Raw genomic sequence first — 16381 nt, forward strand, 5'->3', positions numbered from 1 at the left:
GTCTTCACCCTGGAGGGACGACCTCCGTGTCGTCCTTCCGTCGAGCCCGCTTCCCGCCACCCGTCCTCCCGTGATCCACTCAGCCCTCCCCATTATCCACCTCCTGCGCCTCACCGCCGTTATCACGGGCATCGGTGTATCCATCGTCTGCGCACGCGCTGAGGCCGTCAGCACCGCGACTCCACTCACCACCGAAGCCCTCTCCTTCGACCGCATCGCCACGACCGATCTCCCCGCTCTCAAAAACTCCCTCGAAAAAGCCGGCTGGCCCGACTCCCACATCCGCGCGCTCCTCGGCCTCGAAGTTCAGCGCCGTCTGAATCCCGAGCCCGTCCTCCGCTTTGAGGATCTGAAACCGTTTCACTTCTGGCACACCGGCCCCGATTCCCTGCCCGTCAGCAATCTCAACACACCCGAACTCGTCAAAGCCCGCACCGCGCGCGAGGAACTCGTCCGCGCCAAATACGACGAACTCTTCCCCCACGCCGAAACCGAGACCGGCCTCCTCGACCGCTGGGAAGAACAACGCCGCTGGGGCGATCTCCCCGCCGATAAACGCGCCCAGGTCCTCGCCCTCCTCGACCGCTCCGCCCGCGCCCGCGACGACTTCCTCGAATCCCGCGGCCGCATGCTCAACCCCCAGGAATGGGAAACCCTCTGGCAGACCAACCACGACACCCGCCGCCAGCTCGAACAACTCCTCACCGCCGACGAGCTCCTCGACTACGATCTCCGGAATTCGAATACAGCCGCCCGCATGCGCAACGAGCTCGATGCCTTCGCTCCCACGCGCGACGAGTTCATCGCTGTCTTCCGTCTGCGTCACCCGCTGGAACTCGCCTTCGAGGACAAACCGCACGGCGGCGATCCCGCCATCGACGCCCAACGCGAGGCCGCCGAAAAATCCGCGCTCGAAAAAACCGCCGCACTCCTCGGCCCCGCACGCTTCGACGACTACCTCATCAGCCTCGATCCCGTCTGCCAGACTTTGCGCTTCGACGGCCGTCACGCGCGCACCGATGCCGCCACCGTCCGCCGCCTCTATCGATCCTTCCTCAACGCGAAACAACGCCTCGCCAGCCTCGACACCCAACCACTCCCCGAACGCGAAGCCGCCGCCACCTCCCTCAAGGCCGGCATCCACCGCGAATTCCGCACCGTTTTCGACGAAGAAGCCACCCGCCGCTTCCTCCAGGAACAATCCCTCTGGCCCTGATCGCCACCCCGCTTTCACCGGCACCCGCCGGTCAGAAAATCCAACCCCACAACTCAACCCTACCCCAAATGAAACTACCCCACCTAAAACTCGCCCTCGCCTTCCTCGCCGCCTGCGCCGCGCCCGTTCTTTCCGTCGCTGCCGACGGCTACGGTCGCTCCGCCACCGGCGGCACCGGCGGCGCCAACGTCACCGCCACCACCGCCGCTCAGCTAAAAACCTACGCCGAGTCCGCCACCACCTACACGATCACCGTCTCCGGCACGATCGACCTCGGGGCCAGCGGCCGCGTGAACCTCAAATCCAACAAAACCCTCAAGGGCGCCAACGCCTCTGCCACCATCAAAGGCACCATCAACCTCAGCAGCGTTAACAACGTCATCATCCAAAACCTCAACGTCACCGCCAACACCGGCGAACCCGCCTCCAACGACGGCATCTCCGTCAACGCCTCCACCAACGTCTTCATCACCAAGTGCACCATCTACGACTGCACCGATGGCAACCTCGATATCGCGAAGGGCTCCGACAACGTCACCGTCTCGTGGTGCAAATTCTACTACACCCGCAACAACGGCCATAACTTCTCCAACCTCATCGGTTCCTCCGACACCGACACCGGCGGCTACCGCCACACCTGGCATCACAACTGGTGGTCCACCGGCTGCAAACAGCGCATGCTGGCCGACCGCTTCGGCCCCTGCCACATGTATAACAATTACTGGAACTGCGCCGGTAACGACTACTGCACCACCGCTCGCAACGTCACCCAGATGCTCAGCGAGAACAATTACTACGACGGTGTGAAGAACCCCCTCGACAAGCAGAACAGCGGCAAGCTCAAGACCTCCGGCAACGTCTTCAACAACTGCACCGGCACCATGGTCACGAGCAACGACAGCGTGTTCACGCCCACCTACGGCTACACACTCGACACCGCCGCCAACGCCAAGACCCGCGTCCTCGCCGGCGCCGGCAACCGCTGAGCCACGCGCCCTCCGAAGGTAGGGCGCGTTAGCCCTAACGCGCCGGAGCGACGTCGCACACCCGCAACGTCGCTCCATCCCCGTAGGCCAGCGTGCTCGCACGCGCTCTCCGCACTCATCCGCGTCCCACGCCCCTTTCGCCGAAACGCCCCGCCCGCCATGCCTCGCGCCTCACACTCCACCCTCCTCCTCTGCGCAACCGGCACCGCTCTCCTCACCGGCGGATTTTTCCTCGGCCGCACTACCGCGCCCGCCCTCTCCAACTTCCCCTCCTCCGCGCTTCTGCCCTTCAGCGCTTCCGCGATTGCTGACGTCCGCCCATCCGCCTCTTCCACATCACCCGCCTCTTCGAACAACACGCCCGCACTCTCCACCGCGAACTGGCCCGCCTCGCTCGCCATTCCTTCCACGCCCGCCAGCGAAGACGCTCAACGCGCATGCCTCCGCACCCTCGCCACCACCAACCCTACGCTCGCCCTCCAGCTCGCCCAAGCCGCCCCCAGTCCCCGCCAGCGCGATGAATTCATCCGCGCCGCGCTTCAAGGCTGGGCCGCCTCCGCACCTCTCGACGCCGCCCGCTGGACCCTCGATCACGTCCGCCTCGGCGAACGCCGTCTCGCTGCCGAGGCCCTCCTCTCCGCCGCCATCGCGCAACCCGAGGCCGCGATCCAGGCCGCCCACTTTCTTTGCGCATCCGATCCGCTGCTACAAAGCGATCACGGCAACGCCCTCGTCACCGCCTTCGCCAGCGCCGGTCGTTTCGATCTCGCCTCCCAATTCGCCGCCACCGCTCCCGGCGAATTCCGCGCCCACTGGCTCTCCACCGCTTTCTCCCGCTGGGCTCAACACCAACCCTCCAGCGCCATCGCCGCCGCGCACGAGCTGCCCGACGCCACCGCCCGCACCGAGGCGCTCCAAGGCGTCATCACCGGCTGGGCCATGAGCGATCCCGCCGCCCTCGTCGCTAACGCCGATAAACTTCCCGCCGGCGAAACCCGCGCCACCGCCCTTCGCGATGGTCTCCAGCAATGGGTCTCGCTCGATCCCATCGCCGCCTCTGCCTGGATGGACCGCCTCGATCCCAGCCGCGATCTCGACGCCGGAGCCGCCGCCGTCGCCACCACCGCCGTCATCGCCCAAAAAAATCCCGACGTAGCTGCCAGCTGGGCCGAGAGCATCGTCGATCCTGAGCTTCGCGCCAATACGCTCCTCGACTTCATCCGCCTCTGGGCCGAGCGCGATCCCTCCGCCGCGCGTAGTTACGCTGCGAATTCACCCGCGCTACGCCCCGAAACCCGCGCGTCCGCCCTCGCCTCTTTCGAGCCACACGCCACGCCCTGATTTTCCAGCTGCGACCATACGTCAGAAAAACAAAACAACCCCATGAAACTACCCCTCCTCATTGCCGCGGTCGCGACCTTCGCGACCGCCCTCTCCGCCGCCACGCGCAGCGTTCCCTCACAGTACTCCACCATCCAGGCCGCCGTGAACGCCGCCGCTAACAACGACACCATCAGCATCGCCAACGGCACCTACACCGAGCAGGTCAACATCCCCTCCGGCAAGACCGGCCTCAAACTCGTCGGCGCCTCCCAGACCGGCGTGAAAATCCGCGCCACCACCGCCGCGCAGACCGCCCTCACCGTCAACGGCAACGACACCACCATCAGTTACCTCACCGTCGAAAACACCGCCGGCGCCACCGCTGGTCCCGCCCTCGCCGCCCGCGTGAACAGCAAGCGCGTCGAGTTCTACCGCTGCTACATCAACGGCTGGCAGGACACGCTTGGCCTCTGGGACAACTCGCTCTCGTTCTTCAAATTCTGCGAAATCCGCGGCAGCGTGGACTTCATCTACAGCGGCGGCACCGCCTTCTTCGAATCCACCAACATCAAACAAATCCGCGACACCGGCGGCCCCGCCACTGCTCCCAGCACGCCACAAGGCGTGACGTACGGTTTCGTCTTCAACAGCTGCACCTTCAACCGCTCCAGCAACGTCGCCAACAACAGCTCCACCTTCATGCGCCCTTGGCGTCCCTACGGACAGACCGTCGTCATCAACTGCTCCGTCGACTCCCACATCACCGCCGCCGGCTGGAGCCCCTGGGACGGCCGCGAAGCCACGTGCCGGGCCGCTGAATACGGCACCAAGACCCTCGCCGGCGCCGCGGTGAATCTCTCCACGCGCTCATCCTGGGTCGTCCGCCTCACCGCCGCCCAGGCCGCGACTTATTCCCGCGCCAACGTCCTCGGCGGCTGGACCCCGCCCCTCCTGTAATCTCGTTTCCCTCACATCCTCATTAAAGACGGCCCGCCCCACCGGCGGCCGTCTTTTTTATTTCCCCACCGACGTGCACCTCATTCTCTGCGAACCAGCTTCAGCGTCGTCTTCAGCATCTCCAGCGCCCGTCCCCGGATGACCACGACATCCGTGCTCTCCGTCGCCGCCGCCCCCACGCGCCACAACCCCTCGCCCGTCGCGCACGCCTGATCGATCACATCGCCCGCACTCATCAACCGCGGCGCTTCACCCGCCGCCTCCAGCGTCACCGAACCGCGCTTCACAAAATAAAACGCCCGCACCTTCGTCCCCGCCTCGAATAAACTCTCGCCCGTCTCCAGGTGGATCGCCCGCAACAAATCCTCCGCCGGAGGCAGCACCAGCGAGATGTCCCGCGCGAAAAACAGATCGAACGTCCAGTCCACCATCACGCGAAACCGCCGCCCCATCCCCGGCAGCTTCGCCAGGTAGATCGTCCGCCACATCCACCACGCGAAAAAGCCCGAGAAGTGCATCCCGAAAACCTCCGCCACCGCCTCGCGCTCGCCCACCGTCGCCAGCTGTCCCATATACCGATAACTAAACGGCCTCAGCTCCGCCCCCGCGCCCCGCTTGAGCACGCGCGCGATATTTTCCCCCAGCTGCTTCCCCTGCCGCATCGCAAACTGCGCGGTCGGTGGAGCCACCTTCATCGTCCCGCGATCATCCCACGGCACCGACGCGCAATCACCCGACGCCCAGAGCTTGTCCACGCCCTTCACCCGCATCGTCGCCTCCACCTCCACCCGCCCCTTGTCGCCCGGCATCCCCAGCTGCTTCGCCAGATCCAGCACCACCGGACTCGGCGCATTCCCCACCGTGCAAACCACCGTGTGCGCCTCGATGAAACTCCCATCCTGCAAAATCACCTTCGCCGCCGTCACCTCCGTCACCCGCGTGTTCAGCCGTACTTCCATCCCCCGCTTCTCCAGCACCCGCTGCGCATAGTCGCCCAGCTTCTCCCCGATCTCCTCCAGTAGATGCGCCCGGCTGTGCGCCAGAATCACCTTGGGCAACGTGTCTTTAAGATTCGCATACAACGGCCGCACCTCGTGCAGCAAATCCATGATCTGCCCCGCCGTCTCCACCCCCGTGTAGCCGCCGCCGACCACGACAAACGTCATCAACCGCTGCCGCAGCTCCGCGTCTTCCACCAAATTCGCCTCCTCCAGCCGGTTGATCAGCGCCGCCCGCAGCCGCAGCGCATCCGCGACACTCTTCATCGGCCACGCATGATCGCCCATCCCCGGCACTCGGCTCATATCCGTCACACTCCCGAGCGTCAGCACCAGATGATCAAACGTCACCACATGGTTGCGCGTGAACCGCCCTCCATCGAGCACCAGCTGCTTCTGCGCCCAATCCACTTTGTGGATCACGCCCTGCAGCACATCGACGTTTTTGCAAAACTCCCGGAGCGGATTCACCACATCCAGCGGCGAGAGCGCCGCCCCCGCCACCTCCGCCAGCATCGGGTGAAACACCAGCACGTTCCTCTCCGCGATGAGCGCCACCCGCTTCACACCGGCCGCACCGAGTGCCTTGCCCAGCACCCGCGCGCAATAAGCCCCCGCAAATCCACCACCGGCAATCACCACGTCATACTTCATGCGCGCCACCATGCCGCCCCCTTTTCACTCCGCAACCCTGCCCTCCATAAACCAGCGCGAGGCGCGAAACGCCTCACCTCGGCCTGAACAACAACAACGTGCTGTCATCATGCCGCGGCACCAGCGCCGAAAACTGCCGCGCAAACCGATCCACCCGCTTCACCGCCTCGCTCAGTGTCCGGTCCTCGTTGCGCAGCAACGCCGCCGCCAGCCGGTCCCGCCCGAACTCATCGCCCGCCGCATTCCGCGCCTCGGTGATCCCGTCCGTGTACAGCGCCACCAGATCCCCCGGATTCAACGCCACCTCCTTCTCCTCGATCATATCGTCGAAAATCGCCCCGTCATCCAGGCCCACCGCCAGCCCCTCGCCGTGCAGCAGCTCCGGCACCGTCGAGCCCTTCCTCATCACAATCATGTCCTCATGCCCCGCCCGCACATACTTCAACGCATTCGTATCCAGATCCAGAATGCCATAAAACAACGTGATGAACATCCCCGGCCGCATGTCCGGCTGGATCGCCCGGTTCAACCGCCGGATCACCGTCGCCGGACTCAGCTCGCCCGACGCGCACAGCCGCAGCGTCGCCCGGCACTCCGCCATCATCAACGCCGCGCCTGCGCCCTTGCCCGACACATCCGCGATCACGAACGCCCAGTGCCGCTCGTCCACCTTGAGCACGTCGAAATAATCCCCGCCGATGTGCATCGTGCTTGCCGAAAACATCTCGATCTCCACCTCGCTCAAATCGGGAAACACCCGCGGCCGCAGATGCTGCTGGATGTCCGCCGCCACCCGCAGATCGCGCTCGCGCGCCGCCCGCTCCGCCTCCTCCGCCACGTGCCGGTCCGTCACATCGGAGATGAGCCCTTCATGATGCGTCACCTTCCCCTCCGCATTGCGCCGCACCACCGTGTGATCGTCCACCCACCGCACCGAACCATCCGCGCAGACGATGCGATAACTCTGATTGTATTCAGGATCTTGAGCCTCCGCATGGGCCGCCACCTCCGCCAGCACCCGCTCGCGATCCTCCGGATGCGTGATGTCCGTGAACAACAACTGCCGCCCGATAAACTGCTCCGGCGTGTAGCCAAACTGCTTCACACTCGCCGACACGAACTCCACCGGCCACTGCCCGCCATCCGCGCGCCACAGCACCACCACCGACGGCGACCGGTTCACGATCCGCTCCAGCTCCTCACGCTTCGCCAGCGATGCCTTGAGCTCATCCTGCGCCTGCCGCCGCAGACTGATATCCCGCCCCACGCCGAAATATGCGTGCCGCCCATCCCGGTCGATGTACGCCGATCCCGTCGATGCATGCCACACCCAGCGCCCATCCGCATGCTGCGCCCGGTATTCGATCAAGTTGGAGTGCGGCTCCGCTTCCATCACCGCGTTGATAAACTCACTACAGATCTGCCGGTCCTCCGGATGCACGAACTCCGTGAATTCCCGCCCGATCACCGCCTCCGTCGCGTGCCCGAGTTTCGCCGTCCACGCTTCGGATACGAATTTGAACCGGTGCTCCGGCGTCAACGCGTAGAGGATCTCGCTCGCCGTGCTCAGATACGTCCGCCACCGCGACTCGCTCCGGCGCAACTCATCCTCCGCCGCACGCCGCGCCGTGATGTCCTCCAGCATCGCGAAATGATGCGTCACATGCCCCGCGCCATCGCGCAACACCACCACCGTCAGCGTCGACCACACCACCTTGCCGTTCCGGTGCAGATAACGCTTATCCAGCGCGAACCGGTCACGACGTCCCTGATACAGCTCCGCCGTCAGCTTGTCCTGCACCGCCCAGTCATCCGGATGCGTCGCCCGCCGCACGTTATTGATGTCGCGCGCCTCCTCCGCCGTCAGCCCGATCAACTCGCAAAACTTCCCGTTCACATGGTTGATCCCCGGCTTCCCGTCGCGGTCAATCTCGCGCCAGCTCAACCCGATCGGCGCCTGCTCCGAAAACAACGCCAGCTGCGCCTGCGTCTGCCTCAGCTCCTCCGCCCGCGCCGTCACCTCCGCCGCCAGCCGCGCGTTATTTTCCTCCGCCTGCTTCAGCGACGTCACGTCCGTCCGCAGCGCCAGATAAAACCTCGGCCGCCCATCTGTCCCCAAAAGCGGCACCAGCGTGCTCTCCACCCAATAAAGCGCCCCGCCCTTCGCCCGGTTGCAGATCATCCCATTCCACACCCGCCCCCCTGCGATCGTCCTCCACAACTCCGCATAAAATTCATCCGGATGCGCCCCTGACTTCAGGAGACGATGTGTCTGCCCAATCAATTCCTCCCGCGCATACCCCGACACCGCGCAAAAACGGTCATTCGCAAACACGATCACACCCTTCGCATCCGTGATCGCCACGATCGCATGCGCATCGATCCCCTGCCGCAACCACGCCGCCAGCTCCACATCGTTGATGGCCAACGGCGCGGCAGATGCGAGGAGCTTGGGATCGGGCGACGACATCGACCCTCACAAAAACAAAACCCGCCCCCAAATCAACCACCTCGCCCACGATAAATTTCCCCGCCCGCCATGACCTTTATTCATCCCGTCACCGATCTCCCTATACATGCCCCCGTCTGATATACTATCCCACCGCTCATTCGCGCGAGCGCCGCAGGCGCTCGCGCGCCCTAGCCATTCGGCTAATTCCCAAACCGCCCCCGCCGCGATAGTCTGTAACGAACAACCGCCACCCGGGAAATTCCCCTTCAGACACCGCACCGCCATGACCGCGCCCGCCCAATACCTCGGCCTCCAGCCCGGCTTCCGCCACCTCCCCGCCATCGAGCTCTACAACCTCCTCGCCCCCGTCGGCGAACACCCCCGCGGCTCCACCGTCTCCCGCCAGACCCTCGAAAAACACGGCTACACCCTCCCCACTAAACGCCGCCTCCGCCGCAAACTCCGCCTCCTCACCCTCGCCTGAATTTTTCTCCCCTCTCCGCACCCCAACCCGCCGGACCCGCAATCGCGACCGGCGGTTTTTATTTTTAACCACACCCACAAATGACGCTCCACGACTTTGCTCCGATCTTATCATCTTCGCGCCTTTGCGATTAACCTCACCACCGTAAAAGCTGGAGACTGGTCTCGCCGCCTCCCGCCTCCACACCCATGACTCCCGCCGAAGCCACCGCCCGCTGGACCCAGCTCTGCCGCTCCGTCCGCAACTCAGCCGAAGCCCACACCCACGCGCAAGCATGGCTCCCCCGCCTCCTCGCCGCCTACTCCGAAGCCCACCGCCACTACCACACCTTCGCCCACATCGCCGACAGCCTCCGCCACTTCGACGCCTCCCGCGCTCTCGCCCAAAACCCCCGCGCCCTCGAATTCGCCCTCTGGCTCCACGACGCCATCTACGACCCCCGCAGCCCCCTCAACGAAGAATCCAGCGCCGCCCTCGCCCGCCAGTTCCTCCACGAACTCGGCGCCGACGACTCCCTCACGCAACAAGTCCACGCCCTCATCCTCGCCACCAAAACCCACACCACTCCGCCTTTGGCCGATTCCTCCCTCGCCACCGACGCTGCCCTCCTGATCGACATCGACCTCGCCATCCTCGGCCAGCCCCCAGCCGCCTTCGACCTCTACGAAACCCAGATCCGCCAGGAATACGCCTGGGCCACCCCCGCCAACTTCGCGAAACGCCGCAGCGAAATCCTCCGCCACTTCCTCGCCCGCCCCCGCCTCTACACCACCGATTTTTTCTTCACTCACCTCGAACCCCAAGCCCGCACCAACCTCACCCGTTCCCTCCAAAAACTCGAAGCCGCCCCGTAACTCCCCGTAGCCGCGCTGTCCGCAGCGTGGCCTTCCGTACGCTCTCTCCACCCCATGCTCCCCTCTCTCCCGCGCTTCCTCCGCCTCCGCCCGCGCACCGTCCTCCTCAGCTCCCTCGCTCTCGCCGTCCTCTTCGTCGCCTTCGCCAACCTCCGCATCCTCACCCAAAACTCCGCCCGCCTCTTCACGCGTATCGACGATCTCCCCACGCGCGACATCGCCCTCGTCCTCGGCGCCAGCCCCGTGCTTTCCGACGGCCGCCCCAATCTCCACTTCGCTTCCCGCATCGCCGCCGCCGCACAGCTCTATCACGCCGGAAAAGTCCGCCACCTCCTCGTCAGCGGCGATAACGGCCACGCCTCCTACAACGAACCTCACGCCATGCGCGACGCTCTCATCGCCCGCGGCGTCCCTTCCGAAGCCATCACCTGCGATTACGCCGGCTTCCGCACTCTCGATTCCGTCATCCGCGCCCACCGCATCTTCGGCGCGGAAAAACTCACCATCGTCACCCAGCGCTACCACAACACCCGCGCCCTCGCCATCGCCCGCCACGAAGGCATCGACGCCATCGGCTTCTGCTCCGCCGACGTGAACCTCCGCGATTCCCTCCGCACCGAACTCCGCGAAGTCATCGCCCGCGCCGCCACCATCGTCGATCTTCACATACTTCATCGCGCTCCCAAATTCCTCGGCCGCCCCGAACCGATTCTCGCGAGCCGCTGATCGCCAGCGCTTTGACCGCGCCGTGCAAACCGCACGCGCCGCGCCCATTGATTTTCCTAAAAATCCCGCCCCGGATTTTTCATACGCCCGCAGAGCCGTGCCCGTGAAACGCTTGCGGGATTCGCCCCGCCCCCGCGCGCACCGCCCCGCACTTTCCCGGTCAAAGTGCATCCCGTGGAAAATACCGACCTGCCCGCCACCGCCGTCCTCGAAGCCCCGCTCGCCCGCACCCGCCTCGCGCAATTATTCGAGTTCCTCAAAGCTTACACCGACCTCCGCTACCCGCCCGTCCGCGACCTCGCGCAGCAGCCGCACGCCGTCTGGCTCCACGAGCTCCCCGACGATTCCTCCGTCGAGCGTCACCGCGCAACCTCCAGCGCCGCCACGTCCGCCACCGATGAAAACGCCGAGGACTCCGGCATCATCCTCCGCCTCACGCGCCCGGTCTGCACACCCTGCCCGCCTCCGCACGAGGACATCGCCGACTGGCTGAAACCCGGCTGGCAGGAATTCTCCGCCAAAGCCGAGTTCCTCCCCGCCCGCGAATTCTCCGCCGACCGCGGCCTCCCTCGTATCGAGAAATTCGACACCGACGAACGCCGCCTCACCCGCCTCCGCGCCTGGCTCGCCCAGCGCGACGCTTGGATCGCCCGCGAACGCCCCGTCCGTCAGGCCCTCGACCTTTTCCAGCGCGCCTACGAATGGCACGGCATCCTCGAGCGCGAAGGCGAACGCATCGAACTCCTCGTCGGCGACGGTCTCCTCCACTGCCCCGACGCCACCGGCGATTTCCGCCACCCCGTACTCTTCCAAAAACTCACGCTCGAGTTCTACCCCGACACCCCGCAGCCGTGTTTCGTTTTCCGCAAACAGGAGCACCCGCCCGCTCTCTACATGGAGCTGCTTCGCGTCCTCCCCAGCGTGAACAACCAGCAACTCGCCCAATGCGCCGACGAACTCAAACGCATGGAGTTCTCCCCACTCGGCGGCGACGACACCGACGCCTTCCTCCGCCGCCTCATCCAAGGCCTCTTCCCCGGCGCCGGCACCGTCTCCACACCCGGCCAGTCCGCCGCCACGCCCACCATCACCCGCCAGCCCGCGATCTTCATGCGCGTCCGCCGCAGCGGCCCGGGCAACGTTTTCGATCTCGTCCTCGAAGACATCCACAAACGCCAGGACGCTCTCCCGCCCTCACTCCTCCGCATCCTCGGCTTCTTCCCGCCCGACGCCGAACTCGCCGACGATTCGCTCGCTCCTTTCTCCGCCTCCGGCAACGAGGACGACGACATTCTTCTCAGCAAACCCGCCAACCGCGAGCAGCTCGAAATCGCCCGCCAGCTCGAACGCAAAGACTGCGTCCTCGTCCAAGGCCCGCCCGGTACCGGGAAAACCCATACCATCGCCAACCTCCTCGGCCACCTCCTCGCCCAAGGCAAACGCGTCCTCGTCACCGCCCACACGCCCAAAGCCCTGCGCGTCCTCCGCGAAAAAGTCGTCGAGCCGCTCCGCCCCCTCTGCGTCAGCGTTCTCCACAACGACAAGCCCAGTCAGGAAGAACTCCAGGCCTCCGTCCGCACGATCCACACGAAGCTCAGCCAGGATAACGTCGTCCTCGAACGCGAAGCCCGCCGCCTCCAGTCCGAGCGCACCCGCGTCCTCACCGCCCTCCGCGAAGCCCGCACCCGCTTGCTCGAAGCGCGCATGGACGAGATCCGCGACCTCACCATCGATGGCACCACCTTCCGCCCGGCCGACGCCGCCCGCCACATCCGCGAAGGCGCCGTCAAAGACTCCTGGATACCCGGCCCCGTCACACCCGGCGCGCCGCTTCCGCTCCACGCGTCGCACCTCATCGCCCTCTACCAAAGCAACGCCCGCCTTTCCCTCGCGGACGAACGCGAGCTCGCCCTCGCCCGCCCCGATCTCACCAGCCTCGCCGCACCCGCCGACTTCAAAGCCACCGTCGAAGCCCGCGATCAGCTCGCCCACCTGCCACTGCGCTTCCGCGAAGAGCTCTGGAATCAACCCGCCGTCGCCATCGACCCCGCCGCCTTCAACCGCCTCTTCGACCAAGCCGACCGCACCATCGCCTTCCTCCGCGAAAGCACACCCTGGCAGCTTGAAGCCATTCAGGCCGGTCGCGACGGCCAGCAAGCCCGCCGCGTCTGGGACGCCTTCGCCGAGTACCTCGAACTCACGTGGAAAGAACTCCAGGACTGCCACGCCCTCATCCTCGAACACGGCCCCGCGCTCACCGATCCGCGCCCGCCTCGCGACCTGCTCCCGTTGATCGACGCCATCATCGTCCACCACGAAACCGGCGGCTCCTTCAACCTCATCGCCAAGCTCACCAAACGCTCCTGGTTCGCCCTCAGCGAAACCATGACCGTCGGCAACCGCCCGCTCGACATCGCCAGCCTCCCGCAAGTCCGCGCCGTCCGCGCTCTCCTTCGCCAGCACCAGCTCCGCGCCGAACTCGTCGAGCGCTGGGCCCGCTACATGAGCGCCCGCGGCGGCATTCCCTCCACCGAACTCGGCGAACGCCCCGAACAAGTCTGCCGCCAGTTCGTTCCGCAAATCCGTGCCAGCCTCGACTGGCACGCCAATGTCTGGCTCCCGCTCGAAGCCGAGTTCCACCGCCTCGGCTTCCGCTGGAGCGCCTTCCTCGAATCCACTCCGCCCGAGTCCGGCGAAAACGCCGACCTCCGCCGCCTGCGCCGCGCCATCGTGGACAACCTCGCTCCCGTTCTCGAAGCCCGCGCCAACCATCTCCGCCACGAAGTTCTCCAGTCCCGTCTCGCCCGCTGGCTCGCCTCGCTCCCCGAAACTCCACGCGACGCCCTCGCCACCCGCCGCCTCCGCCAGGCCCTCACCGAGTCCTCACCGATCGCGTATCAAGAAGCCTACGACGAGCTCGCCCGTCTCCGCGCGCTCGAGCCCGAGCTCCACTCCCGCCGCGAACGCCTCGCCACGCTCTCCTCCACCGCACCCGCCTGGGCCTCCGCCCTGGAAAACCGCGTGCAGCCGCACGAAGCGCCCCAGCCTCCCGGCGATCCCCGCGCCGCCTGGATCTGGCGCCAGCTCCACGACGAACTCGAAGTCCGCGCCGCCGTCTCCCTCGACTCTCTCCAGGCTCGCATCGAGCAGCTCTCCACCGAACTCCGCGAAGTCACCACGCAGCTCGTCGAAAAACAGACCTGGCTCCACCGCCTCGTGAAAACCGGCAACCCGCAGAAGCAGGCGCTCGGTGCCTACGCCGCGCTCCGCAACAAAATCACCAAGACCGGCAAGGGCGTGCGCGACGCTGAGAACCGCGCCGCCGCCCGCCGCGAGATGGCCGTCGCCAAGGACGCCGTCCCCGTCTGGATCATGCCGCTCGCCGAGGTCGCCGAGACCTTCGATCCGCGCACCGCTCGCTTCGACGTCGTCATCGTCGACGAGGCCAGCCAGTGCGATCCCACCTCGCTCTTCGCCCTCTATCTCGGACGCCAGACCATTATCGTCGGCGACGACGAGCAGGTGACGCCCATCGCCATCGGCACACACTCCGAAGACGTCAGCAAACTCGTCAGCATCTTCCTCGACGGCGTCCCCCACAAAGAACTCTACGACGGCGAAACCTCCGTTTACGAACTCGCCCAGATCGCCTTCGGCGGCGTCATCCGTCTCACCGAACACTTCCGCTGCGCCCCCGACATCATCGGCTTCAGCAATCATCTTTCCTACAAAGGCGAGATCCAGCCCCTCCGCGAATCCTCTGCCGTTCCGCTCCGCCCGCACGTCGTCCCGCTCCACGTTCCCGAGGGCCGCGCGCGTGCCGGCGAAACCAACGATGCCGAGGCGCAAACCATCGCCTCGCTCATCTGCGCCGCCCACGAACTCCCCGAGTTCGCCAAAAACGACCGCGGCACGCCCGTCTCCTTCGGCGTCGTCTCCCTCGTCGGCGACAAACAGGCCGTGAAAATCGACGCCCTGCTCCGCCGCCACCTCACGCCCGCCGCCTACAAGCAGCGCCAGATCCTCTGCGGCGACGCCGCCCAATTCCAAGGCGACGAACGCGACGTCATGTTCCTCTCCGTCGTCGACGGCCCACCCGCGAACCCGCCACTCGCGATCCGCCAGGAAGGCCCGAAGAAGGTCTTCAAAAAACGCTTCAACGTCGCCGCCAGCCGCGCCCGCAACCAGATGTGGGTCGTCCACAGCCTCGCCCACGAAACCGATCTCCAGCCCGGCGACTACCGCCGCCGCCTCATTGAGCACGCCCTCGATCCGCAAGGCTTCGAGCCGCGTATCGAAACACCCGATGCCGCCACCCCCGGCTTCGAAGAACAGGTCCGTCGCCACCTCGTCGCGCGAAACTTCCAAGTCCTCTCCGACTACCGCGCCGGAGCCTGCGTCCTCGATCTTGTGGTCATCGGCGCCAACGGCCGCCGCCTCGCCGTCGAGTGCGACGGCAGCCGCTTCCACGGCCCCGAACAACTCGAGGCCGACATGGAGCGCCAGTCCGTCCTCGAACGCCTCGGCTGGAAATTCGTGCGCATCCGCAGCAGTCTTTTCTTCCGAGACGAAGAAAGCGCCCTCGTCCCGCTCTTCCGCCGCCTCCACGAATTAGGCATCGAGCCCCACCCCACCTCCGCAAACAACCAGCCCGCGCCGGCCGCCGACCGCTCCAAATCCCTCGTGGAAAAAGTCACCCAGCGCGCCTCCGCCCTTCGGAAATTCTGGTCCGCCAGCGACTGATCCCCCGACCCGATTCCCGCGCGACGCCATCACCTGCGTTCAGGTTACGGCCGGTGCAAAAATATAGGCACCGGCTTTTTCGCGCCCGTTGAAACCGCCCGGCGAAACCCCGCGTCTCGCCGGGAGTAACCGCCCTCACTCCCATGAATTATTCGCTTATCCACAAGTTTCTCGGACTCACCTTCCTCGTCGGCGTCATCCTTGCCCTCGTCACTCCTTCCGAAGCAGCCGAACGCACCCGCACCCGATCCGGCAACTACACCACTGGCTCCGGCAAATCCGGCAGCTTCAAGAGTATATCCACCCGCGACGCCGGCACGCGCACGACCGACGCCTCCCGCACTAATCAGGACGGTGCCACCGCCACGCGTTCCTCCGCACGCACCTGGGATAAGGAAATCGGTTCCGGCACCACGTCCTCAACAACCACGCGCGCCAATGGCAAAACCAGCACCCGCGAAGGCACGCTCACCAAAACCGCCGAAGGCACCGTCACCACTCAGGGCACCGCCACCGGCATCAACGGCCGCACCGGCACCTATAACTCCACGACAACCAAAACCGAAACCGGCCGCGCCACCACCGGCACGATCACCGGCCCCAACGGCAAAACCACCGAGCGCGAACTCTCCCGCCAGGTGAACGCCGACGGCACCGGCACCCGCACCGTCGCAATCACCAAGCCCGACGGCACCACCGAAACGCGCACGCAGTCCTTAATGATCGTGAAGGAACCCGCTCCGACGCCGTAAGTCCCATTTCGCGCGCACACGTTGCGCCCGACCACCACACCCCGCCGCCCGGCCTTGCACCGGCGGCGGTTTAATTTTCCCCGCGGAGGCCTCTCGCTCGCTGCCTCCGAAAGGTAGGGCGGGTTGGCCCAACCCCGCCGGTTCGACCTCGCCCGCATTTCCACGCCGTATTCACGGACCAACGCCAGCCGACGCCTGCACCGGAACGGCACTTAGTATGTGCCGCCCCTCCCACG

11 protein-coding genes are annotated in these 16381 nt (G+C 65.9%); 9 read left to right on the forward strand and 2 right to left on the reverse strand.

Features of this window, described 5'->3' with window-relative positions; translation table 11 throughout:
* Nucleotides 1-70 precede the first annotated feature (70 nt).
* The 4 genes from CMV30_RS08200 (at nt 71) to CMV30_RS08215 (ending at nt 4482) form a co-directional block, all read left to right on the forward strand.
* Nucleotides 71-1216, forward strand: coding sequence for a hypothetical protein (locus CMV30_RS08200; protein WP_096055567.1), 1146 nt, complete (start codon nt 71-73; stop codon nt 1214-1216).
* A 68-nt stretch (nt 1217-1284) separates the two neighbouring features.
* Nucleotides 1285-2202: a pectate lyase family protein gene (locus tag CMV30_RS08205; RefSeq protein WP_096055568.1), complete on the forward strand. Its 918-nt coding sequence runs from the start codon at nt 1285-1287 to the stop codon at nt 2200-2202.
* A 159-nt stretch (nt 2203-2361) separates the two neighbouring features.
* Nucleotides 2362-3543: a hypothetical protein gene (locus CMV30_RS08210; RefSeq protein ID WP_096055569.1), complete on the forward strand. Its 1182-nt coding sequence runs from the start codon at nt 2362-2364 to the stop codon at nt 3541-3543.
* 42 nt (nt 3544-3585) lie between these two features.
* Complete coding sequence (locus CMV30_RS08215) at nt 3586-4482, forward strand: pectinesterase family protein (protein ID WP_096055570.1); 897 nt, start codon at nt 3586-3588, stop codon at nt 4480-4482.
* An 80-nt stretch (nt 4483-4562) separates the two neighbouring features.
* Here the strand turns inward: CMV30_RS08215 and CMV30_RS08220 are convergent, their stop codons facing one another.
* Entirely contained in the window at nt 4563-6134 is a 1572-nt protein-coding gene (locus CMV30_RS08220) for an FAD-dependent oxidoreductase (protein WP_096057680.1), read from the reverse strand.
* Between the two features lie 73 nt (nt 6135-6207).
* Nucleotides 6208-8604 carry a PAS domain S-box protein gene (locus CMV30_RS08225; RefSeq protein ID WP_096055571.1) on the reverse strand — a complete coding sequence of 799 codons (2397 nt, stop codon included), beginning with the start codon at nt 8602-8604 and terminating at the stop codon, nt 6208-6210.
* A gap of 265 nt (nt 8605-8869) precedes the next feature.
* Here CMV30_RS08225 and CMV30_RS08230 point away from each other — a divergent pair, with 265 nt between their 5' ends.
* The 5 genes from CMV30_RS08230 to CMV30_RS08250 all read left to right on the forward strand — a co-directional run bounded on the left by CMV30_RS08230 (nt 8870) and on the right by CMV30_RS08250 (nt 16145).
* A complete protein-coding gene (locus tag CMV30_RS08230; RefSeq protein WP_096055572.1) occupies nt 8870-9070 on the forward strand; it encodes a hypothetical protein in 201 nt (66 codons plus the stop codon).
* A gap of 188 nt (nt 9071-9258) precedes the next feature.
* The gene (locus tag CMV30_RS08235) at nt 9259-9924 is read left to right on the forward strand and encodes an HD domain-containing protein (protein WP_096055573.1); all 666 of its coding nucleotides are present in this window, start codon (nt 9259-9261) and stop codon (nt 9922-9924) included.
* A 54-nt stretch (nt 9925-9978) separates the two neighbouring features.
* Nucleotides 9979-10650, forward strand: coding sequence for a SanA/YdcF family protein (locus tag CMV30_RS08240; RefSeq protein WP_096055574.1), 672 nt, complete (start codon nt 9979-9981; stop codon nt 10648-10650).
* A gap of 174 nt (nt 10651-10824) precedes the next feature.
* Entirely contained in the window at nt 10825-15393 is a 4569-nt protein-coding gene (locus tag CMV30_RS08245; protein WP_096055575.1) for an AAA domain-containing protein, read from the forward strand.
* Between the two features lie 143 nt (nt 15394-15536).
* Nucleotides 15537-16145, forward strand: coding sequence for a hypothetical protein (locus CMV30_RS08250; RefSeq protein ID WP_096055576.1), 609 nt, complete (start codon nt 15537-15539; stop codon nt 16143-16145).
* Nucleotides 16146-16381: the final 236 nt, after the last annotated feature.

It is taken from the genome of Nibricoccus aquaticus (assembly GCF_002310495.1).
GTDB lineage: Bacteria > Verrucomicrobiota > Verrucomicrobiia > Opitutales > Opitutaceae > Nibricoccus > Nibricoccus aquaticus.